Source organism: Mesobacillus persicus (assembly GCF_900109925.1).
In the GTDB taxonomy this organism is placed as follows: Bacteria; Bacillota; Bacilli; order Bacillales; family Cytobacillaceae; genus Mesobacillus_B; species Mesobacillus_B persicus.
In genome coordinates this window covers 84,702-106,251 of the sequence record NZ_FOBW01000005.1, presented here as the reverse complement: position 1 = coordinate 106,251, position 21,550 = coordinate 84,702, and the positions used below count along the sequence as shown (strand labels likewise).

At 39.5% G+C, this 21,550-nt stretch carries 22 protein-coding genes; 12 read left to right on the top strand and 10 right to left on the bottom strand.

Annotated features, from left to right (window positions below; genetic code table 11):
* Positions 1 to 13: 13 nt before the first annotated feature.
* Positions 14 to 154 carry a hypothetical protein gene (locus BMX30_RS23500; RefSeq protein WP_170843833.1) on the bottom strand — a complete coding sequence of 47 codons (141 nt, stop codon included), beginning with the start codon at positions 152 to 154 and terminating at the stop codon, positions 14 to 16.
* A complete protein-coding gene (locus BMX30_RS08760) occupies positions 155 to 598 on the bottom strand; it encodes an Rrf2 family transcriptional regulator (RefSeq protein WP_090743832.1) in 444 nt (147 codons plus the stop codon).
* A 221-nt stretch (positions 599 to 819) separates the two neighbouring features.
* Here BMX30_RS08760 and hmpA point away from each other — a divergent pair, with 221 nt between their 5' ends.
* Positions 820 to 2,043, top strand: a complete 1,224-nt coding sequence (gene hmpA, locus BMX30_RS08755; protein ID WP_090743830.1) for an NO-inducible flavohemoprotein — start codon at positions 820 to 822, stop codon at positions 2,041 to 2,043.
* A 115-nt stretch (positions 2,044 to 2,158) separates the two neighbouring features.
* Here hmpA and BMX30_RS08750 read toward each other — a convergent pair whose 3' ends face one another.
* Positions 2,159 to 2,635, bottom strand: a complete 477-nt coding sequence (locus BMX30_RS08750; RefSeq protein ID WP_090743827.1) for a hypothetical protein — start codon at positions 2,633 to 2,635, stop codon at positions 2,159 to 2,161.
* Between the two features lie 163 nt (positions 2,636 to 2,798).
* Between BMX30_RS08750 and BMX30_RS08745 the strand changes: the two genes are divergently transcribed.
* The gene (locus BMX30_RS08745) at positions 2,799 to 3,770 is read left to right on the top strand and encodes an alpha/beta hydrolase (protein ID WP_244532539.1); all 972 of its coding nucleotides are present in this window, start codon (positions 2,799 to 2,801) and stop codon (positions 3,768 to 3,770) included.
* Positions 3,771 to 4,657: 887 nt separating this feature from the next.
* Here BMX30_RS08745 and BMX30_RS08735 read toward each other — a convergent pair.
* On the bottom strand, positions 4,658 to 5,350 hold the full coding sequence (locus BMX30_RS08735) for a hypothetical protein (protein ID WP_090743821.1): 693 nt from the start codon (positions 5,348 to 5,350) through the stop codon (positions 4,658 to 4,660).
* Between the two features lie 260 nt (positions 5,351 to 5,610).
* On the opposite strand from BMX30_RS08735, the gene BMX30_RS08730 reads away from it, so the two are divergent.
* The 5 genes from BMX30_RS08730 to BMX30_RS08710 all read left to right on the top strand — a co-directional run bounded on the left by BMX30_RS08730 (position 5,611) and on the right by BMX30_RS08710 (position 9,828).
* A complete protein-coding gene (locus BMX30_RS08730; RefSeq protein WP_090743819.1) occupies positions 5,611 to 6,822 on the top strand; it encodes an MFS transporter in 1,212 nt (403 codons plus the stop codon).
* Between the two features lie 243 nt (positions 6,823 to 7,065).
* Positions 7,066 to 7,248 carry a Fur-regulated basic protein FbpA gene (locus tag BMX30_RS08725; protein WP_090743817.1) on the top strand — a complete coding sequence of 61 codons (183 nt, stop codon included), beginning with the start codon at positions 7,066 to 7,068 and terminating at the stop codon, positions 7,246 to 7,248.
* A gap of 340 nt (positions 7,249 to 7,588) precedes the next feature.
* A complete protein-coding gene (locus tag BMX30_RS08720; protein ID WP_090743815.1) occupies positions 7,589 to 7,981 on the top strand; it encodes a hypothetical protein in 393 nt (130 codons plus the stop codon).
* A gap of 96 nt (positions 7,982 to 8,077) precedes the next feature.
* Positions 8,078 to 9,034 carry an RpnC/YadD family protein gene (locus BMX30_RS08715; protein WP_090743813.1) on the top strand — a complete coding sequence of 319 codons (957 nt, stop codon included), beginning with the start codon at positions 8,078 to 8,080 and terminating at the stop codon, positions 9,032 to 9,034.
* 353 nt (positions 9,035 to 9,387) lie between these two features.
* Positions 9,388 to 9,828: an OsmC family protein gene (locus BMX30_RS08710; RefSeq protein ID WP_090743810.1), complete on the top strand. Its 441-nt coding sequence runs from the start codon at positions 9,388 to 9,390 to the stop codon at positions 9,826 to 9,828.
* 105 nt (positions 9,829 to 9,933) lie between these two features.
* Here the strand turns inward: BMX30_RS08710 and BMX30_RS23775 are convergent, their stop codons facing one another.
* The 4 genes from BMX30_RS23775 to BMX30_RS08690 all read right to left on the bottom strand — a co-directional run bounded on the left by BMX30_RS23775 (position 9,934) and on the right by BMX30_RS08690 (position 13,187).
* Entirely contained in the window at positions 9,934 to 10,113 is a 180-nt protein-coding gene (locus BMX30_RS23775) for a sulfurtransferase TusA family protein (RefSeq protein ID WP_280139951.1), read from the bottom strand.
* A 69-nt stretch (positions 10,114 to 10,182) separates the two neighbouring features.
* Positions 10,183 to 11,409 (bottom strand): selenium metabolism membrane protein YedE/FdhT, encoded by a 1,227-nt coding sequence (gene yedE, locus BMX30_RS08700; RefSeq protein WP_090743808.1) that lies wholly within the window; start codon positions 11,407 to 11,409, stop codon positions 10,183 to 10,185.
* Positions 11,410 to 11,460: 51 nt separating this feature from the next.
* The gene (locus tag BMX30_RS08695; RefSeq protein WP_090743804.1) at positions 11,461 to 11,799 is read right to left on the bottom strand and encodes a DsrE family protein; all 339 of its coding nucleotides are present in this window, start codon (positions 11,797 to 11,799) and stop codon (positions 11,461 to 11,463) included.
* A gap of 509 nt (positions 11,800 to 12,308) precedes the next feature.
* Positions 12,309 to 13,187: a DUF6612 family protein gene (locus BMX30_RS08690; RefSeq protein ID WP_090743801.1), complete on the bottom strand. Its 879-nt coding sequence runs from the start codon at positions 13,185 to 13,187 to the stop codon at positions 12,309 to 12,311.
* Between the two features lie 326 nt (positions 13,188 to 13,513).
* Here BMX30_RS08690 and BMX30_RS08685 point away from each other — a divergent pair, with 326 nt between their 5' ends.
* The 3 genes from BMX30_RS08685 (at position 13,514) to BMX30_RS08675 (ending at position 16,240) form a co-directional block, all read left to right on the top strand.
* Positions 13,514 to 14,200 carry a DUF421 domain-containing protein gene (locus tag BMX30_RS08685; RefSeq protein WP_342028066.1) on the top strand — a complete coding sequence of 229 codons (687 nt, stop codon included), beginning with the start codon at positions 13,514 to 13,516 and terminating at the stop codon, positions 14,198 to 14,200.
* A gap of 117 nt (positions 14,201 to 14,317) precedes the next feature.
* Complete coding sequence (locus tag BMX30_RS08680) at positions 14,318 to 14,749, top strand: ASCH domain-containing protein (protein ID WP_090743798.1); 432 nt, start codon at positions 14,318 to 14,320, stop codon at positions 14,747 to 14,749.
* 240 nt (positions 14,750 to 14,989) lie between these two features.
* Positions 14,990 to 16,240, top strand: coding sequence for an ATP-binding protein (locus BMX30_RS08675; protein WP_090743795.1), 1,251 nt, complete (start codon positions 14,990 to 14,992; stop codon positions 16,238 to 16,240).
* Positions 16,241 to 16,284: 44 nt separating this feature from the next.
* On the opposite strand, the gene BMX30_RS08670 is transcribed toward BMX30_RS08675, so the two are convergent.
* Positions 16,285 to 16,467, bottom strand: a complete 183-nt coding sequence (locus tag BMX30_RS08670; RefSeq protein WP_090743792.1) for a hypothetical protein — start codon at positions 16,465 to 16,467, stop codon at positions 16,285 to 16,287.
* Positions 16,468 to 16,910: 443 nt separating this feature from the next.
* Here BMX30_RS08670 and BMX30_RS08665 point away from each other — a divergent pair, with 443 nt between their 5' ends.
* Entirely contained in the window at positions 16,911 to 18,602 is a 1,692-nt protein-coding gene (locus BMX30_RS08665) for a M4 family metallopeptidase (RefSeq protein ID WP_090743788.1), read from the top strand.
* 141 nt (positions 18,603 to 18,743) lie between these two features.
* Entirely contained in the window at positions 18,744 to 19,598 is an 855-nt protein-coding gene (locus BMX30_RS08660; protein WP_090743785.1) for an HAD family hydrolase, read from the top strand.
* 417 nt (positions 19,599 to 20,015) lie between these two features.
* Here BMX30_RS08660 and ahpF read toward each other — a convergent pair whose 3' ends face one another.
* Positions 20,016 to 21,545, bottom strand: a complete 1,530-nt coding sequence (gene ahpF, locus BMX30_RS08655; RefSeq protein WP_090743781.1) for an alkyl hydroperoxide reductase subunit F — start codon at positions 21,543 to 21,545, stop codon at positions 20,016 to 20,018.
* Between the last annotated feature and the right edge of the window lie 5 nt (positions 21,546 to 21,550).

Below are 21,550 nucleotides of genomic sequence, written 5' to 3'. Positions count from 1 at the left end.
TTAGCAAATTTCCTCAAACAGCTACTAAAAGGTGCGACAAGCCACCGAATCTAGATTGCAACATATAGAAGGAGGAATTCCCGTCGAGAATCGTAAAGTCTTGGAGGTGGGGGATAGAAAAGGCAGCGAACTTCACCGCTGCCTTTTTCTCCATCTAATGATCCACCGTTGACTGGAATAGCTGATGCAAATCATCTCTGTTATGGATCATGTCTTCTAATGTATATCCATTTAGGACGTTTATAAAGGCGAGAAAGGCTTCATATAGTGCGTGCTTTAGTTTGCATGCGGGAGAAATCGCACAATAGCCGCCTTCCTGAAAACAATCAACAATATGAAAATCCTCTTCAGTTTTTGATACAACGTCTCCGATATTGATCTCTTTCGGCTTCTTGGCGAGTTTGATACCGCCGTTTCGGCCGCGAATCGTCTCAATATAGCCAAGCTGGCCAAGCTGATGAATGATCTTCATTAAGTGGTTTTTCGAAATACTGTAAACCTCAGAAATTTCTTTTATCGTGCTTAGTTCATCTTCCTCTTTTAATGCCAAGAATATTAGAACCCGTAAGGAATAATCGGTATAGTTCGTTAGCCTCATGCTAAAAATCCCCTTGAATGGTCTGGTTAGTTCCATTATATCATTTTTTAAAAAATGTGGTGACAGTGATTAACTTCTCTAATTCTACTAAAATTGTGACAAATTTATGAAAGATGTATTTAAAATGTATCTTTTGTTAGCACTGTTATTATATTATAAACATGTAAAATAAATATATCTTTTGTAAATAAACTATTTTTTGAGAAAAAGGGGACGGTAACATGTTAAATGAAAAAACGATTGAAATTATTAAAAGTACGGTACCAGAATTAGAAAAACACGGAAAGGACATCACAAGCCACTTTTACCAGCGTATGTTTAGTAATCATCCAGAACTTCTGAATATTTTTAACCATGCGAATCAGCGACAAGGGCGTCAGCAAACTGCATTGGCGAATGTTGTTTATGCAGCTGCAGCGAATATTGACAATTTAGGGGCCATTATTCCGGTTGTAAAACAGATTGGTGAAAAACACCGTGCATTAGGTATTTTACCAGAGCATTATCCGATTGTTGGGGAGAATCTTTTAGCGGCCATTAAGGAAGTTTTAGGCGATGCAGCGACAGATGAGATTATTGACGCTTGGGCGGAAGCGTATGGGGTTATCGCAGATGCATTCATCGGTATTGAAGCGGAAATGTATAAAGAAGCAAAAGAGCAAGAAGGCGGTTGGGAAGGATTTAGATCCTTTGTTGTTGCTAATAAGATAAAAGAAAGCGATGTCATCACTTCTTTCTATTTAAAACCTGAAGATGGAAACGAGATTGCTTCTTATCAACCAGGACAATATCTGACTGTAAAAGTTCAGCCAGAAGGAGAAAATTATACACATATCCGCCATTACAGCTTATCGGATGCGCCAGGAAAAGACTTTTACCGCATCAGTGTGAAGCGCGAGGACAAGGGTGTTGTCTCAAATTACTTACATCAATCCCTTCAAGAAGGCGATAAAATTTTGGCGAGCGTGCCTGCTGGTGATTTCGTTCTTGAAGCAAAAGAAACGCCAGCTGTCTTAATCAGCGGTGGGGTCGGATTAACACCGATGGTCAGCATGGCGAAAACGATCGTTGAACAGCAGCCAGAGCGTGAAGTTACGTTCATTCATGGTGCACTAAACAGCAGTGTGCATGCATTAAAAGAGGAAATCGCGCAATTAGCGACCGACAATAAAAATGTTAACAACTTTGTCGCTTATTCTGAACCAACTTCGGAAGACCGTGCAGCGAAGAACTATGATAAAGAAGGATTCATTGATCTAGCCTGGTTAAAATCAGTGGTACCTAGCAATCAAGCAGACTTCTATTTCTGCGGACCACTGCCATTTATGCAAATTGTGTATCGTTCACTTAAAGAATGGGGTGTACCTGCAGAAAACATTCATTTCGAATTCTTCGGGCCAGCCAGTCAATTAGAAGAACCAGTTTCTACTTCATCCTCTAAATAAGATAGCATTTTCTCTTTTGCTCGCCGTATGGCGGGCTTCTTTTTTTAATTGCGATTAGAGCAGTGGGGGTCAGGCGCCGAGATCTTACGCCATTAGTTGACGATGTATTTGATTTTTAATTGTTTTTCAAATATAAAACATTATCACTTTTTACCACTTGGAAAGTTAAATCATCCTCCGCACTAAGCACTGAAGCAGAGGTTACACCTATTTGATTTTGACTCGTAAAATAGATGCCATATCCATTGTTTTCAGGGTATCCATATAAATAACAAACTACTTTTCCATCCTTTAGAAAAACAATTTGGTTCATTCCTTCACTTACCGTTTCACTGATCTCATCCCATTTATATCCAATTGTTTTATATATGGTATCTTTTGGAGTATAGGGGTCAAAAGAATATGTTACATCCCATTCAAATGGGGTTATATCCATTAAATTTACTATTTCTACAGATTTATCAATAGACAACACTTCTTCTTTTAATAAATATGCATTAACATCCCATAAATCCTTCTTTATTAGATTCACTAAAACAAAAATAGACATAATAACAATAGATACTATTACTATTGTATTTTTATTTTTCATATCAACAATCCCCTCTCACATCTTGAACACTTCTGCACCATTAGCTTAACTTCCTTTTTTATCCCTAAATAAAACTAATATAAACATACTAATCGGCATAATCTCGGAGATATTTTAAGTATAATAGGCTTAACAGTCACTTACGAGGTAGGAGGTTCAATCGGTGAAAGTCACTAATAAAATGATTGATAAGCAGTTAAGGCTGAGAGGAAGGCTTTATAATCTATTAATCAGTAAACCAACTGAAACGAAGTATATAAAATTTATGCACACGGTAAAGAAACAAACGGAGAATCGCAAAGGAAAAACCATTGAGGGATTGCAATTGAGGGAAGAGTGGGTGACGCGGAAAGATGGTTCAAAATTGCGGATTTGTATTTATACCTCTCACAACCAAAAGAAAGATGTCCCTGGGGTTCTTTGGTTACATGGTGGCGGGTATTCACAAGGGATACCTGAGTTGTTTGCGAGTACCTATAAAAGACTAATTGAAGCTAGAGACTGTGTGATTGTCGCTCCTGATTATCGTTTATCAATAGAAGCTCCTTATCCAGCGGCACTAGAGGATTCTTACGCTGCGCTTTTATGGATGAAGAGTCATGCAAAGGAACTTGGCATTAGAGAAGATCAACTTGTCGTAGGCGGGGAGAGTGCCGGCGGAGGCTTAACTGCAGCGCTTACTCTTTATGTTAGGGATACTGCAGAAGTAAATATTGCCTTTCAAATGCCTTTATATCCGATGATTGATGACCGCATGATCACGGAATCGGCAAGAGAAAACAATGCACCGATTTGGAATTCAACAACCAATCGCTGGGCTTGGAAATTATATCTAGGGGATAGATTTGAGAAAGAGGTACCGATTTATGCGGCAGCTGCCCGGGCAACCGATTATCATCATCTTCCACCGACGATTACCTTTGTTGGGGATATCGAACCGTTCCGAGATGAGACGATTCAGTATGTAACGAACTTAAAAGAAGCGGGTGTCCCAGTAGAATTTCAATTGTATAAAGGCTGTTATCATGGCTTTGATATCATTAGCCCAAATGCAGAAATCAGCAAAAAAGCCACATCGTTTTTTATCGAATCATTCAAACATGCAGTTGACCATTATTTTGCAGAACAGGATTAGGGAGCAAAGGGACGGACCTTTTGCTTCTTTTGATAAGGCTTACAGAAAGTCAAACATTATGGTAGTGAGAAGGTCTAATTTCACTTTGTGCTAAATTCAAACTGAAAAAACATTGTTGCTTGTACCATATATTTGTCTTAACAATCTATTTGGACACTCATACCGGTCTGTTAAGTTTTACTCTTCTTTTTAGAAGGCGGTTTTCACAAAGATTGTTGCTTTCTTTACCATAATGATTAACTGTTATAATGGTGAATATGGAGGTGTTCGGTGGATTTTCTGCCACTCATGACATGCCTGAGCGTAATGGTAATTAATGTTTAAGGATAGGAGAGGTGGTTCAATGGATAAGGAAAAGTTAAAGGTAGTAAATAGGTTGCAGATGATAGCTTTGGTTTTAACCGTAGTATTCTCGTTTATACCTGCCATTGGAGCGATTTACATTGACCCTAACGCATGGATTGGAGTTAATGGAGATCTCCTGTCAGTCATATTTATTTTCTTTATCAGCTACTATTCGTGTAAGATTGTTCTAAAGTTGTGGGGGTCTGTTGCAAAAAGACTGTGAATTCGGAAAAAACATGGCCGGTTGTACTCATTTTTTATTTAGTAGCATCAAATTAAAACTCATAAAGTTTCCGATAACAGCCTTTTATAAAGAGGCAAACTTTGATGTGGACAAGGCCTGCGACATCCCGAATTTACTTGTTTCATAGGATGGTATCATGATTCTCGATGTTGTGATGAGCCTGTGACCTGTTTTTTTGTGAAACGAGGTCATTCGGGTGTGTCAGGTTTCGAAGGGGATACCTCTTGTTCATCCAATGGGATGTACTCGGAGGAAATGAAATAAAAAAATCATATAAAAAATAGGACTGTTAAAATGATTATGTTCGGGCCAAGTGTTTCTTGAAGCTTCCGATGACATAAGGCAAGAAGCACATCACAGCTAACAGTAACACCACATAAAAACTGTTTAAATAGTTATTATCTTCTACAATGTCGGCGGCTGACTCCTTTTCAAATGCCTCCACTTCCGGTACCGTTCGAACCTTGTCATTGGGTATCAATACTTTTTCATCAGGATCATAGTAATAAAAGGCATGGTGCTTTGTTGTAAACAAGGAGTCTTTCACGGTTTTATAATGGGCAGAAATCATAATCACGTTACGAGTTTCCATTTCGACTTTTTCTTTTAAAAACTCCTCTTTGGTCTCATCGAAGGCATCTTCTTTCTCTGTTATATAGGATTCCACTTCAGTGAGGGCTTTCTTGAATTCTTCAAATGTTCGGGCCTGATCCATCCCATCCGACATCAACCTTGTTCCTTCTTCGTAAAGTTCTTTGTGCAAGGCAGCCTCCTTTTCTTCTTGTAGAGATATATCATCGACTACCGTTTCAATCGTGATTTCCTGCTCCTGGCTTTTATGAATGATGGTAGAAGAACCTTCCTTATAATAAGAAATCTTTTCTCTGTTTGCCTCCTCCACCGCTTTTGATAACTCATCTGTTTTTGTAGCAAAGGTTTGGACAGGAAGTACTAAAATCAACAACATGAAAAGAACGAAAAACTTCTTCAACTCATCCCCTCCTAATTTCAAAATTATTCCAGTTGTGGTTGACCCTTTAAAAATATGACGAAACCGGTTTTTTTAGAATTAGAAAGATTCATACAGAATGTGCCCCAGGATTTTATATCCTGTTTTTTTATAAAAAAGATCTATTCGGTTGTGACAGGGGCCTTGCGTCAATAGTTTGACTATTGTGAACATTATGAGCGGTATTATGGTATACTCGATGTAGTTTTGTTACATATTGTTAAACTGAAGGGGATATAAACGTGGGGAATACGCGAGAAAGACTGTGGACAAAGGACTTTATTCTTTTGTTTTCTATCAATTTTTTCTTAACATTTATTTTTTACCTGTTGATGGTGACTATGGCGGTTTATGCGATGCAGGAGTTTGATGCTTCAACTAGCGTAGCTGGGTTGGTCGCTGGAATTTTTATCATTGGGGAAATCATTGCAAGGTTTTATATTGGTCGTAAGATTGAAAAAATCGGTCGAAAAAAAGTATTAATGATTGGGTTACTTTTACTCGCCCTAACTACTCCGCTTTATTTTATCAATCTGGGAATTGCTGTTTTGCTTACCACGCGATTTGTCCATGGTATTGCGGTTGGAATAGCGGGTACAGCAGCCGGGACGATTGTGGCCCAAATCATTCCTAGAACACGTAAAGGCGAAGGAATTGGTTTTTTTAGTATGAGTATTGCGTTGGCTGCCGCGTTCGGACCATTTATTGGACTGTATTTAAGTCAACATGCAACCTATGAAGTTATTTTTTCTCTGTGCTTTGGTTTGGGACTCATGAGTTTAGTGACGGCTTTTTTTCTATATGTCCCAGATATAGAAGGAGAACAGCCGGAAACTAGTGAAAAAAGAGGGTTCCAATTAGCGAACTTTTTAGAACCAAGAGCTTTGCCGATTGCCCTCATTACCTTAATGGTTGCTTTTTGTTATTCGAGTGTGCTTTCGTATATTAATTTTTACGCGCTTGAACGAGATCTTGTTGAGGCTGCAAGTCTCTACTTTATCGTCTATTCCATTGTTATTTTACTATCGCGTCCGTTTACTGGTCGATTGATGGATGCGAAAGGCGCCAACTATGTGATGTATCCGGCCTTCTTTCTCTTTGCGGCAGGGATGATTGTCCTGAGCACCGCCACCACGACCCTCGGCTTTTTATTTGCTGCGATGCTCATTGGTTTGGGATTTGGCAATATCCAATCCTGCGCTCAGGCGATTGCGGTAAAATTGACGGCTCCTCATCGAATGGGTTTCGCCACTTCGACTTACTTCAATGCACTTGATGGAGGTCTCGGGCTGGGTCCGTATGTAATCGGCTTTATCATTCCGTTAATTGGTTACAGTTCACTTTACACTTTGCTCGGGTTTTTCATTCTGTTTACTGCGATTCCTTACTATTTCCTTCACGGGAAGAAGGACCATTTTTTAGTGGAGAAACCTCAGGCGTCTGCATCTGTTTAGAGATTTTCAATGTCCGTTACACATTAGAGAACTGGACGCTTGGTTCACAGGTATGTTTCACGTCTCAGCCATGTTAAAAAGCTTGATCAGGGCACTGTCACGCCGACAGTGGTCCTTTTTTAATTCTAATTCATACTTTACAGGTAGGAATTGTAGGGTTATAATGTAAGTAATAAAACAAACCAAATGAATCAGACAAACTAAACGTGTCCACCATAAGAAAAAACTGAGGGAGTGGTCCTGATGAGAAAGAATACTGAAAAAAGACGGCAAAAACTTATTAATTTACTAATCTTATTTAACGTATATAAAAAAGACGATAAACAGTTACATGAAATGACACTTACAAAATTAGAATATGAATATAGAAGAAACAAATTGCAAAACCATCCTCACGGGGAGTTTGGTTCGATTCAGTGGGTGTGAAAATAGATTCATATGTTTCTTTCATTACCTAAGACTGTATGGTGTTATGCACTTGCAGTCTTTTTTCTGTCTTTAGGAAGTATAGCTGAGAAGGAAAACTCAGGTGTACACAAAATTGTAGAAATGTCTATTAGATTCCCAAAGATTCCTTTATCCACTATGATATAATTTTTCCGTAAAGGAGGTTCATCGAACGATAGATAACAAACCCTGTAATGTTCCCCTCAAATTCACACCATTTAAAATCCACTACTATACTTTTTCTATTAAAATAAATTCACTCGAAAACTAAATAGATGGGAATGTTACCGGTCAATTATTCATTTTAAGGAGCGGTACTATGCATGCTGTGCTGAGAAAGATTGCTAAGGGCTACACTGTTTGCTACTCAGAAGTTTTCCCCGACCAAGACAATGATTATTTCCACTTAGCTTATATGGGAAAGCTGTTTCTTATTGCAGATTCCTATTGTCTGAATCCAGATTGTACCTGCCAGGAGGCAGCACTAAACTTTGTTCAAGTCTATCCCCGGGAAGACAAGAAGAACGCTGATAGTTTTATGGTTAGATTTAAACTCAATGGCAGGGGATATAAAATTCATGAACAAGGCCATTTCCATCGGCGCGAAATTAAGAGCATCATGATGCATTTTAATGCGGATAAAAAAGTAGGGAAGCTGTTAAATGAACGATTTAAAGAAATGAGAGAAAAAACTAGTGAAATACTGAGTTAATTTTAAAGCTAGAAGAAAGCGTCCCCGATGAATAACTCCTAACGCTATAGTCTAACGGGGTTTGACGTCGAGTTTGAAGAAAGGTGTTGATGATCATTGGAAGTTGGTCACCCAGAATATGATTTTTTATGGAAGGAGGTCATTACGGAACTATTTGAAGAGTTTCTTTTATTTTTCTCACCTGAGCTATACGAAGAGATTGATTTTACTAGTCAACCTGAATTTTTGGAACAAGAACTTCATACCATTATTCCCGATTCCAAAAGCAATCATCGTTACGCTGATAAGCTTGTAAAACTGAAATTGAAAAATGGTCTGGAACAATGGGTTTTCGTCCACATTGAAGTACAAGGAGGATATAAGAAAGATTTTAGTAAAAGAATGTTTCAGTATTTTTACCGCGTAATGGATTTGTATGATCAACGAATTTTCGCCCTTGCTATTTTTACTTCAAACGTTTCTACAGTCAAAATGAACTCCTTTCATTATGAATTCTTTGGTACCCATTTAAATTACCACTACAATACCTACAGGATCGCCTCACAATCGGAAACAGAACTTCTTCAATCAAATAATCCCTTTGCTTTAGCCGTTTTGGCAGGATTTTATCTGATTAACAGCAACAAAGATGTCGATTTAAAATATAAATATAAACAAAAATTGATGAGACTGATTTTAGAGGATAAAATGAATGTAAGAGAATTGAATCGGAAAACGATTCAACAGCTATTTATCTTCATCGATCATATTCTACGTTTGCCGGACAACGCAGAAGGTAAAATGTATAAAGAATTAAAACCATTAATTAAAAAGGAGGATGCACATATGGGTCTTTCATTAGAAGATACAGCCTTCGCCAAATTCGCTCGTAAAGAGGCACGTGAAGAGGGGCTTAAAGAGGGGCGAATTGAGGGAATAGAACAAGGAGAAAAACAAAAAGCAATTGAAATCGCTACAAGGATTCTAAAAAAAGGCGGGGCTGAAGAGGAGGTAGCGGATATTACTGGATTACCATTAGAAGATGTTATGAGACTGAAGGAAAGTTTGGATTAGGAAGTCTTATCACAACTCTAGGTAGGTCGGTTTTGACAGCTGATAATTACTTCTTTGCAAGTTGATTCGTGGAAAAGAAGCGTTTCGACCTGGGTCATTTCCAAAATAAGTATTTCGCATCTTAGCTGTCCTTTTTAGAGTGAAAATTAATTAATATGTTTTCATGAGACCATATGATTGAATTGGGAAAATGGTGGTGCGAACTAGAGAGAAGCAAAGGGACGGACCTTTTGCTTCTTTGTTGTTAAGTGGTTTATTTATATAAATTAGGAAGCAAAAGGTCCGTCCCCATTTGCCCCATCTGTTACAATAATAATAGAATATTATAACTATTATTAAGGTGGGGATTACATATGGAAAACCATGTATTTACAGTGAAGGGAAAATGGGAAGGCGATCGTTTGGGGCTTGGAAAGATTGAGGCTGAGGATTGGGAGACGGTGATTTCAACGCCAAGGCAACTAGATGGTCCTGGGACTGGAGCAAACCCAGAAGAATTATTGATTGCCGCAGCTGCCAACTGCTATTTAATTACGCTTGCGGCGATTTTGAGCAATCGAAAGGTAGAATATTCCCAACTTGAAATCAGTTCAGATGGCATCGTATCGAAAGACGGGAAACATTTAAACTTTGAAAAGATTATTCATAAACCTGTTATTCATGTTTCAAATCTTGATTCCGAAGAAGCAATTATCCAACTAGCTGAACGAGCGGAAAAGGCTTGTTTCATCTCGCAAACATTGAAAGGGAATGTTGAAGTGAGCGTGGAACCGGTAGTGAGGCGGTCTAGCTAACTATTGAATTTGCCCTTCATTTGTTGCAGATTTTTAAAAATGAAAAAGCGTTCGGCCTAAAAGAAAAAAGGCAGGCACTGTTTACACGGTGCCTGCCTTACGCTTTTATGCAATAACTTTTATATAAAAATAGATGTCTTGGCCATCCTTCACCGGATCAGTGATTAGCTCGTAGCCATGCTTGACGGCTTCTTCTGGAACACTTTGGAAGGACTGTGGACAGTCGGCGATTATCTGTAACACTTCTCCAACTTTCATGGTTTTCAGCGCATCCAGCGCATAAATAACAGGGTAGGGTCAAGGCTCCCCGCGAATATCTAATGTGTAATCAATCTCAACGTCTTGTAACAAGAGTTAAACCTCCTTTGTTGCTAGTTTTGGAGTTTCTGTTTTGGTGATTCCTTTTCCATAGCGGAAGCGCTTTTCCCACCAGCTGGAGAAGAGGAACCAAAGGGCCAACATGGCCAGCGTTCCAATGAGTGCACCTGTATGTCCCCAAACTTCAATTAAGTTCACTGCTGGCCAATCTTTCGCTAAAGCATTAAATATACCAAGATGATCCCAACCATAGGCGAGAAGGGTGGCACCGACGATATTGCCTGCGCCGACGACCCAGAACAATACCTGGCCCTCCATCGCTCGATACATCATTCCGGTTTCACAACCGCCGGCGAGAACAATACCAAAACCGAACAACAATCCACCAATCACGGTACTTGGAGCCGCTATTTTAATGATTTGGGCGGCGGCACCGGTTTGAATATAGATAAAGGTAAAGACGACACTGACCATCATCCCGACAGAAATGGCTTTCGACATCACCGCGCGCCCACTAATCCACATATCCCGGAAGGCAGAGGTAAAGCAAATTTGGCCACGTTCAATCAATATCCCAAACAAAGCCCCTGCAATCGCTCCAATCGCAAGCAGGTTCTGGCCGACAGCGAATAAAAATACGACCACCCCGGTGTAAACAACAGCTAACAGTAAACCTATAACCGGCTGGAGATTGCTCTTTTTTGCCTTTCGTTTTAAGGCCACTTTTCCTGCACCTTTTTGCAGGTTTGGTTTACCTAGCCACCATTTCGTGTTAACGACTTTTACCCCCAAGTAGGTTCCGATCGCGGTCATCACCATAAACACCCAGGCATGAAAGGAGAATTGCGGAACTCCGGTAAAAAAGGCAGCGAGGTTGCACCCAAGGGCCAAGCGAGCACCAAACCCGGCAATGATTCCGCCAATAAATCCCTGGACAAGGCGACGTCGTTGGTTGGGGATGCGAATTTTAAAGCTATTGCTAATCAAAATCATGATTAAAGCTCCAACTAACATCCCAATGACAATCCAACCATCCGTCCGCTCGAGTGGCGTTCCTTGCAATCCAACTAGTTGAAAATAATCCCACTCCGACGGATCGATTCCAACCCATTGAAGAACATGGCCACCAAATCTAGTGAATTCCCCAGTAACCGCCCAAACCGTTCCTGTGAGACCGAAATACAAGGCACTCACCAGTCCTGCAAGACTAATTGCCACATAAGGATTCCAATATTCCTTAAATATTTTATTGTACAAATCCATCGTTAAGCTTCATCTCCTCTTATTTGGGAAAGTGTCTGAAAAATGTGAAACCTAAGACAGTGTCAGGATTTCATATTTTGAAGCTAATTCAATGAAATGGTCCATTCCGCTTATTCTTCCTACAACAAGGTCGCCCTCAATCTCATAGTAGTCCACACAAGTTTTACAAGCGAGAACGTCGACCCCTTTTGCTTCGAGATCCTTTAATTGGAGAGAAACAAGCGAGCGTTCTGTAAGGGTGAAAACCCCACTGTTCATGCAAAAAACAGCCTCAGGAAGCTCTTCTTTTTGCTTAAGTATGGTGAAGAAGGTTTCCAACACTCCTTCTCCTAAAACTTTATCTCCCTTCCCAAGCTGATCGGATGCAAGCAAAATAACCTTATTCTTCAAACTTTCCACCTCACTAAAATGAATTGATTTGATTCGATTTTGGAAAATATGTACGTCAGTAACACGAGCGAAGCTAGAAATGGGCCCACCAAGACAACTACCTAGAATGTTTAGCAAAAAACAAATACTAATCCCAAACTAATTATAAAAGCTAGCCCATCAAAATATAAATTCAACTTATCTGTATCACCCAAGCCAATCCATCGGTTTTATCGATATGGGGACGGTTCTTTGTTTGCCTTTTTTTATGAAGGGGGTGTCCGAATGAATCTAAGGGGATCAGTTGGGGATTACCATGGTCGGGCTGTGATTCTCTTGTAGGGTAAGCGACTTGTTCTCGTTAAGGTATCTTATCATGAGGGTAATGAAGAGGTGAAAGCCTGTCTTCCTAAGGAGAATGCTTCCACCTTGAAGAAGAAAAGTGGGAAAATGAAAATCCCCCCAAGTGGTAAATTTGGGGGGCACTTTTAGATATTTACCCATGTAATGTACTTAGATTTGAAGTGGTATTACAACGGTACTTCTTCTGCCGTATCCATGACTTCTTCTGGAATCACAATTTCGTCAATTTCATTGTGTTTCGAATATTGACCATCCATTCGCTGGGTGAGTTGAACCGTTTGATCTTCAACCATGATTTCCATATCCATGTTCATATTTATGGCTTTAGGGAAAAAGGTTTCTTTATCAATAATAATGTCGTAAGCGACTGCATGGATTTTTATATTTTCCAACTCCTCAGTGTCTGCGGCCATATCGGCAGGGAGCGTTTGCTTAATGGTTTCTTGGATAAAGTCATTAAATTCCTCTCCAGATGCAGTTAGAGTGAGGTGATATTCATTATCCTTTTCTTCAAAAGAGAAATCGTCACTAAATTCTTGCAGCCTTTTAATTTCCTCTCCAGGATTGGTTTGTTGATTGGATACTTGCAGCAATTGATCCGTCATTTCAGAAGGAAACTTCATCCAAGTCCCGCCCAAGGGGTCATGCATGTAAAACCCGTCCTTTGAAAAATAGCTTTCGGTCTCGAGCGTTTCCTTTGTATTCGGGATACTCATCTGCATTTTTTGATAAAAAGAGATAGGATCTGAAACGACCTCCATAAAAATCGAGGAGTTGAGTTCCATATTTGCTTCTTCTAGGTCAGAGGCAATTTCTTGGACTAAATTCATGTCCACCGCGAAACTGTGAAGATCTTCTGAAGCTGTAGTGGTCTTTTCAAAAACCTCCTCTAATGTTAAAGATTCAGGCGCAGTTTCTTTTTCTGTAGCCGTTTCTTCCGTTGATTCGTTTTGGTCCACTGTTTCCGTGGTTCCATTGCATGCAGCGAGTAGTAGGATGAGCAGGAACCCGATAAGAATCGTGGTTAATTTTTTCAAGGTCAACACTCCCTTTTTTTTCCTCCTGTAATGTACGTTTTTCTGAGTGAAAAGTTTCGGTTTTATTTTGAATAGTCTAATAAATTTTCGCTTTATGTGTTGAGAATAGAGGATCTCTTGAAAGGGGGAAAAGGGTTAATTCCGTTTTGGGGTGGGCAAAAAATCGTTAAACCAGAATAATTGCCAGTCCACTGAACAATTCTATACAAATAAGGGATATTGACTTGTTATTGGTGACTGGAGCGTTTTTATCCCCATTTTATCACCAATAACGGCTCTGTTTAATTCGGGGAGCACAATGCTCGGAGCTTTTTGAAGTAAAGACATTTAGGAGGGTGAGAAAAATAAACTTCGGCTCAATTACAATTGAACTTATTGCAGGCTATATTGGGTTATTTGTTATAACGAAGATCTTAGGTAGGGGAACGATTACTCAACTGACCCCTTTTGATTTTATAGCAGCTATCCTTTTGGGGGAACTAGTAGGAAGTGCAATCTTTGATAATGATGTTAAATTGTCTCACCTTTTTTACGGATTATTTATTTGGTCTTCATTAGTCTTTGGGACGGAATTAATCACCCAAAAATTTAAACGGACAAGAAAACTCCTTGAGGGAGAACCGGCAATTGTGATACGTCATGGGAGAATCCAGAGAGAGGTTTTAAGAAAGAATAGGCTGGATATTAATCAGTTACAGCATCTTTTACGTGTCAAAGATGTGTTCTCCTTAAGAGAGGTTGAGTTTGCCATCCTTGAAACAGATGGGCAATTAAGTGTGCTAAAAAAACCCCCGTTTCAGTCACCAACCATGTCCGATTTACAGTTGTCATATAACCGTGTAACTTTACCTGTCACTCTGATCATCGAGGGAGAAGTGATATGGGATAACTTAAAATCCATTGAAAAAGACGAAGAGTGGTTAAAAAACGAACTAAAATCAAATTCCATTCAAAATTATAAGGACGTTTTGTATGCAGATTACAAAGCGGGTGAGGGAGTTTTTGTTGATCAATATGGTTGAGTTAACAAGAATTTCATTCTCCGTGATTTCGTCGTTATTCGTTTTTCTAAAATACTTAAAGTTTAGAGGAAGCAAGGGAACCGTCCCCTTGCTTCTTTCATAATAGGGGCTAATGATATGAAGGTTTTGTCAATGATTCAGCCATGGGCGACGCTTTTTGTTGTTCGGGAGGCTACATATGAAACAAGGTCCTGGAAAACGAATCATCGGGGACCACTTGCTATACATACTAGTAAAAAAATCGATAAAAAAGTCTGTAGCCATGTGGCCATTCAGTCGCTCCTTGGTAAGCATGATTACACAATAGACACTCTCCCCAATGGAGTAATTATTGCCGTTTGCAAACTTGTCAATTGCTTGAAAGTTGTTGAAAACAACGAGACTTGGGCCGTTTTGGAAGATGGCCGGATTGTATCAGGTAATGATTATTTTTTAGGCGATTATAGAGTCGGTAACTATGCTTGGGAAGTTGAGGGGATGAAGGGGTTGGATGAGTGTGTTCCCGCAAAAGGGCAGCTGGGGTTATGGGAGTTTGAATTATCAGAGTAACACAGTCGGGAGAAATCTCTCTTATGAGTAGACAATCGGAACTCTGCGCAAATCCCAGATGGTGACGATAAAAGCAAAAGTGAGGCTTGTATACATTAGATAACTTTCTCCATTCGTACTAACCAGACAAAAAATAACTAGGGTGAGGTATTTACCATATTGGTGTTAAGATCCAATTCTGCTAAAATATACACACTGGGGGTACTTTCCCCGTTGCCATTTGGAATTGGAGTGAACTGAGTGTCTAAGGATAAAAATAACCTCCATACTTTTCAGTCAGCAGAAGAGGAATTAAATTTATATAAACGTTTAATCGCAGAGCTTCCGGTAGAGATTGACTATTTTGATGAAAAAACGAACCTAAGAATTCGGAAAGCGAAACAGGATTTATCAATCTCAATGGAAGAAGTTCGTGAAAATGGTCATGCACCAATCCATTTAACTTACCCGTCGCTTAAAAATAGCTTCGAGGAGCTAGAAGCTTTTCTACAACCCATGCTTGATTTAGTGCCGCATCATATTGTTTTTATTAATAAAGATGGAATCATCACGCTTTGCAATAAGCAGACGGTCAATGATTTAAATGGAAGCCAAGTGAATGTCATTGGCCAGCATATTTCAACCTTATTAAGAATGGATGACTCCCAAATTAAACTGCTAGAAACGCTCCGAACTAGGGAAGAGATTCATGACTTAGAGGTCTTAGATTCAAACTACGGCATTATTAATACGAGGATTATCTATGATGAAAATGGTGAGATTTTACGGGTCGTTGGTCTCTTTCATTTCTTAAATCACTTAAAAGAAGCAGAAAAAATGAATATGATTGGCCAAATATCTGCGAGTATTGCACATGAAGTTCGTAATCCATTAACAACTGTACGAGGGTATTTACAGCTGGTTGGACAAGGTCAGATGGAAGCAAATCCTCACCTTTTTCAAACGCTGCTTATCCCTGAGTTAGACCGGGCAAATAAAATTATCAGCGATTTTTTAATGGTTTCGAAATCTTCACCTATGTTGAAGGAACCTAAGTTAGTCATTGATTTTATCAATCATTTTAAGGGTTTGCTGTACAGCGAAGCCATTCTGAAAAAGATAGATCTCCATGTGAGCATGAGCGAGGAATTAGCAGATACTCTTATTCTTATTAATCAAAGTGAACTCATTCAAGTATTTATCAATTTATTCAATAATGCGGTGGAATCGAAGGGAATTCATGACCTGGAAATTCGTCTACTATGTACGAGGGAAAAGAACACTATACTTTTTCAGTTTAAGGATAATGGGAAAGGGATTGAGAACGAACATTTAAAGTATATTTTCGATCCCTTTTTCTCCACGAAGGATACAGGAACGGGCTTAGGATTATCGCTTACGAAGAAAATTATTGAATTACATGGTGGGACACTTTCCGTATCTAGTACTCCGCATAAAGGAACTATTTTTACGATTAAGATTCCGATTTATGGGGTGGAGAATGAAGTTTAATGAACGTTTCAATATAAAAGTGAGGACCTACCTTCATCCATCCTTTATCTTCTTATCAAGATAAAGTTCTTCTTCAACTCGGTTTCATTAATGGATAGCCTTTTTGTTAAGTCTTTCGATCGTAAAACAAACTCTTTGATTCCGATAAATTCAGATTCAGCAATTAAGTAGAAATGTGTTCCTTTGTTGATTCCTTTAAATGGTTTCTTTAACTTATATATTTTCATTCGTTTATCTAGTTACTCCTACACTGTTTAAAATAAAGAATCTATGCACTACTCTCCAATTTTAGGAGAGTTTTTATTATGGATTAAAACTAGCATCCACAAGATTAGCTTACCACGTTTATGAGGATTCATATATAGTAGACACTAACAAAAGGACTTGTCTGAGAACGGCAAGCTGTGAAAGGGGAATAGTGCTTAGCCGGTGTTGCCTTTTTATTATAGTAATAAAATCTGGCAAATTCGACTGATTCTTATTGTCTTACATACGACCTACCGTTTTGAAGCTTCTGTCTTATAAAACGGGACGTTTTTACTATAACAAGATAGCTTGCTAGGGAATATTTACCATTAAATTGAGTTTTTAAAAGATTCATATTACTCATGAAATAGTCAGACTTTTCATTCATAATGAAACCTATCAATTATTTAGGAGGTCGAAATATATGAAGAAAAAGTTGATTATGCCTGTTGCTCTGTCTTCAGCCTTATTGCTAGGGGCGGTGCCTATGAGCAGTGTGTTTGCGAATTCCGATTCTGCTAGTGTAAGTAGTGTACAAGCTCAGAAAAAGTGGAATGAAAACGCAAATGTTCCATTTTTCGTGAAGGAAAAACATGCACAAAAATTCTCAGCGAGCAACTCTACCAATGCAGTAAATTATCTTAAGAAAAATGAAACGAAAACCAAAGTGAAGAACCCGGATAAGAACTTAAAGGTGAAGAATGTTGCAAAAGATGAATTGGGGATGACGCATGTTCGTTTTAACCAAGCGGTGAATGGCGTTCCTGTGGAAGGGTCTGAGGTGGTTGTTCACTTTAACAAGGAAAACGAAGTGGTTGGTGTAAACGGTAGAGTGAATCAGACGTTAGTTGAGGAACCAGTGAATACAACTGCTTCTATCGGAGCAGAGGAAGCACTTCAAATCGCTAAGTCCTCTGTCAACGCTCCTAGTGAATTTACATACGAACCAACGGCAGAGCTTGTTGTTTATCCGTTTGAAGGTAAAAACTATACGGCTTATAAAGCGAACGTGAATTTTATGGGAGATGCGCCGGGCAACTGGTTTGTGTTTGTCGATGCCAACACTGGAGCGGTCATCGATAAATATAATGGCATCATGCATGCCGATGAAATTAAAACACAAAAGGGAGTTGGGTTAGGAGTTCACGGTGCCCATAGAGAATTGCATGTTTCTCGTGTGAAAGAACCGAAATCTGGTACTCAGTTTGCTTTAGCAGATTTCTCTCATCCAAATCTTGAAGGGATTATTACCTACGATGCTAAAAATGACGGTTCCGCTAGTAATGATACGGTATTTACTGGGAATTCTGCTTCCTTTAAGAGTGATTATGATCGTGCCGCGGTAGATGCACACTATAATTCCGAAAAGGTGTATGAGTATTTCTTGAATGAGCATGGCCGCAATTCTCTTGATGGGGAAGGAATGGCTATCCAATCCTTTGTTCACTATGGTCAAGATTATAACAATGCATTCTGGAATGGTCGTTGGATGACCTATGGCGATGGAGACGGTGAGTTCTTTATTTCTCTATCAGCTGGTCTTGACGTCGCGGCTCATGAAATGACTCATGGTGTTATCTCTAAAACAGCTAATCTGCAGTACCGCAATCAATCTGGTGCGCTTAATGAATCGATTGCAGATATCTTCGGTGCCCTTGTTGATGATAGCGATTGGGAAATGGGAGAAGACATTATGGCGCCAGCTGCGAAAGCGGACGGTGTTACAAGATTACGTAGCTTAAGCGATCCAAACAGTGTTGTAGTAAGCAATGCACAAAGAGCAGCGTATGCTACGGATGATCGCAAGGTTTATCCAGACCACATGGATGAGTTTTATGACATGCCATTAAACGTTGATAATGGCGGTGTTCACGTGAATTCTTCGATCACCAACCATGCTGCGTACTTGATTGGGCAAGAGATTGGTAGAGAGGCATTAGGAAAGATTTTCTATCGTGCTTTAATGGTTTATTTAACATCAACATCTGATTTTAGCGATGCGCGTGTTGCGGTTGTTCAGTCGGCCATTGATCTATATGGTGAAGACAGTGCAGAAACTGTTGCAGTAAATGAAGGATTTGACGCAGTAGGAATCTACGCTTCAACAAACGAATAAACACTCTAGAGTTGCACCCCAATTGTGGACAAAGGTCTTTCAAGTGGGGTGCATTTTTTTATACAAAAATAATTGAGGTTGGATAGAGCAACATGTATACTTGCTCAATAAACTCTTTTATCAACGTAGGGGGATTTACAAGTGAGCTTCAAACCGAAAGCGATTTTTTTAGACATGGATGGGACGATTTTAAATCATAAAAATAAGGTCAGTATACATACGAAAGAAGTAATTGATGACGTGCGAAGTCGGGGAATCTTTGTGTTTATAGCGACAGGTCGTGCATTTGATGAAATAGAAGGAGTTGTGCCAGAAGGGTTTCAAGTGGATGGATACATTACATCCAATGGTATGGCGGGGTATGTCGGGAGTGAAGCTGTCTTTCAGCATAGCCTTAGTCGTGAATTGGTGGAAATCATTATTGAAAAAGCTAGAGAAAATAAGGTCTATTATGAGCTTTTCCCATACGGAGCAGCTCGAGTTACTTTAAAACAAGACCAACCATATGTGGAAAATGAAATTAGAGATCCGAAACCAGAAACCGTTGGCATCAATGAATGGCTCTCACGGAAGCAAGCCATTAAGGATGAGATTGATTGGAAGGATCAGGTGGAAGGAACTGAGTTTTCGAAGTTTTATTTTTTTGCAAGGACAAAAGAGCATATCAATCGTTGGAAGGACGAGCTTGAAGTATTAAAAAAGGAAATAAGGTTTAGTACCTCAATTTCTTCTGACCACAATGTTGAAGTAATGGTCGCTGACATGAATAAAGCAACGGGCATTGAACAGATGTTAAAACAGTTTGATTTATCGGTAGAAGACACGCTGGCAATTGGGGATAGCGACAATGACTTACCTATGTTGAAGTTTGTTGGCTATTCCGTCGCGATGAAAAATGCATCCGAGCGGATTAAAGAAGTGGTCGATGACGTAACCGATTTTACTTGCGATGAAGATGGCGTCTATCACTACCTTAAGGAGAAATTTAATATATAGCGGGAGGGGGAGAAGAAAAACGGGTCTTTTTTTAGATGTAGAAATCCAAAAAGCTTAACAAATAAAAGGAAAAGAAGATCATACGAAAATTTGCTCTGCTTTTTAACGTTAGTTCTACTAACTATTTATAATAGAGGGAAGAACTCGCCTTAATTGGTTAATGGCCTTGAAAAAAGCTTAAATAAAGGGAGAAATTCCCCCTATGGGCTCGAAAAACGTGAAAATGTGGGATTTTTATCTGTATAAGGGGAAATCTCCCCTTATAGACCTTCAAAACAAGCTCTAGTCTACAAATAAGGGGAAATCTCCCTTTATTTTGCTTTCGCTAGTTTTTCAAGTAAATTTCTAGATAAAAAAAGTCGCTAGATTATCAAACAGATAATCTAGCGGCTTTTTTAGTAGGACAATGAAGTGTCCTTAGTTTCTGATGAGGTAATCAAATGCACCTAGTGCGGCTGTTGCACCTGATCCCATAGAAATGATGATTTGATTGTAGGCGCTGTCTGTACAATCTCCTGCAGCGAATACGCCAGGCATTGTCGTAGATCCGTTTTTCTCAGTAATGATTTCACCGATGCGGTTGCGCTCTAGTGTACCTTCTAGCCATTCTGTGTTAGGAACAAGACCGATTTGGACGAACACACCTTGTAAGGCAACATGATGCTCTTCGCCTGTTTCGCGATCTTTATAAGTAATTCCAGTTACGTTGTCTGTACCAGTGATTTCTTGAGTAGCGGCGTTGGTGACAACCGTTACGTTTGGTAGGCTGTGAAGACGCTCTTGAAGAACTTGGTCTGCTTTTAATTCAGGAGCAAACTCAAGAACTGTTACGTGTTTCACAATTCCTGCCAAGTCAATCGCTGCTTCGATTCCAGAGTTTCCGCCACCGATAACAGCAACGTCTTTTCCTGCAAACAATGGACCATCACAGTGTGGGCAATAAGCGACACCTTTGTTTTTTAGTTCTTGTTCACCAGGGACGTTCACATTACGCCAGCGAGCACCCGTTGAAATGATTACGGATTTACTTTTTAGAACCGCACCATTTTCAAGTTCAAGCTCGAATAGTTCTTTCTTTTCTAAGCCCTTAGCACGGACTAAGTCCATGACATCGATGTCATACTCTTTCACATGCTCTTCAAGAGCCATCGCAAGTTTCGGACCTTCTGTTGCTTTTACAGAAATAAAGTTTTCGATGCTAAGAGTGTCAAGAATCTGACCACCAAAGCGCTCAGCAACAATTCCTGTTTTGATTCCTTTACGTGCTGCATAAATCGCTGCACTTGCTCCAGCAGGACCACCGCCGACAACAAGAACGTCGAATGGACCTTTATCAGTGAAATCTTCTGCACTTGGGCCTGAGCCAAGTTTCGCAAGGATTTCTTGAAGGGTAATCCGGCCGCCGTTGAAGAATTCGCCATTTAGGTAAACGGCTGGTACCGCTAATACGTCTTTCGCTTCAACTTCTTCTTTAAAAGCTGCACCGTCAATCATTGTGTGCGTAATACCAGGGTTAAGAACACTCATAATGTTTAGCGCTTGGACAACATCAGGGCAGTTGTGGCAAGTTAAGCTAACATAGGTTTCAAAGTTATATTCACCTTTAATGTTCTTAATCTGATCAATCACACTTTGATCGATTTTTGGAGCACGGCCACTTACTTGAAGTAGTGCTAAAACTAATGAAGTAAACTCATGTCCTAGTGGAACACCAGCGAACGTGACGCCAGTTTCCTCGCCGACACGGTTGATGCTGAAGCTTGGAGTGCGATATAATTCTACTTTTTCTACAGTGATTTTAGATGACATAGATGCTAGCTCTTCAACAAGAGCTAGCATCTCCTTTGACACGTCATCTGAACCTGCACTGACTTTAAGCAGAATATCGTTTTCTAATAGTTGTAGATACTGGTTTAATTGGGATTTAATTTCTGCGTCAAGTGCCATTCTTA

Coding starts and splice junctions, on each gene's coding strand:
- BMX30_RS23500 (WP_170843833.1), bottom strand. CDS start 154: ATGGAGAAAAAGGCAGCGGTGAAGTTCGCTGCCTTTTCTATCCCCCAC.
- BMX30_RS08720 (WP_090743815.1), top strand. CDS start 7,589: ATGCATGCTGTGCTGAGAAAGATTGCTAAGGGCTACACTGTTTGCTAC.
- BMX30_RS08725 (WP_090743817.1), top strand. CDS start 7,066: ATGAGAAAGAATACTGAAAAAAGACGGCAAAAACTTATTAATTTACTA.
- hmpA (WP_090743830.1), top strand. CDS start 820: ATGTTAAATGAAAAAACGATTGAAATTATTAAAAGTACGGTACCAGAA.
- yedE (WP_090743808.1), bottom strand. CDS start 11,409: ATGGATTTGTACAATAAAATATTTAAGGAATATTGGAATCCTTATGTG.
- BMX30_RS08665 (WP_090743788.1), top strand. CDS start 16,911: ATGAAGAAAAAGTTGATTATGCCTGTTGCTCTGTCTTCAGCCTTATTG.
- BMX30_RS08670 (WP_090743792.1), bottom strand. CDS start 16,467: ATGAAAATATATAAGTTAAAGAAACCATTTAAAGGAATCAACAAAGGA.
- BMX30_RS08680 (WP_090743798.1), top strand. CDS start 14,318: ATGAAGGTTTTGTCAATGATTCAGCCATGGGCGACGCTTTTTGTTGTT.
- BMX30_RS08710 (WP_090743810.1), top strand. CDS start 9,388: ATGGAAAACCATGTATTTACAGTGAAGGGAAAATGGGAAGGCGATCGT.
- BMX30_RS08760 (WP_090743832.1), bottom strand. CDS start 598: ATGAGGCTAACGAACTATACCGATTATTCCTTACGGGTTCTAATATTC.
- BMX30_RS08750 (WP_090743827.1), bottom strand. CDS start 2,635: ATGAAAAATAAAAATACAATAGTAATAGTATCTATTGTTATTATGTCT.
- ahpF (WP_090743781.1), bottom strand. CDS start 21,545: ATGGCACTTGACGCAGAAATTAAATCCCAATTAAACCAGTATCTACAA.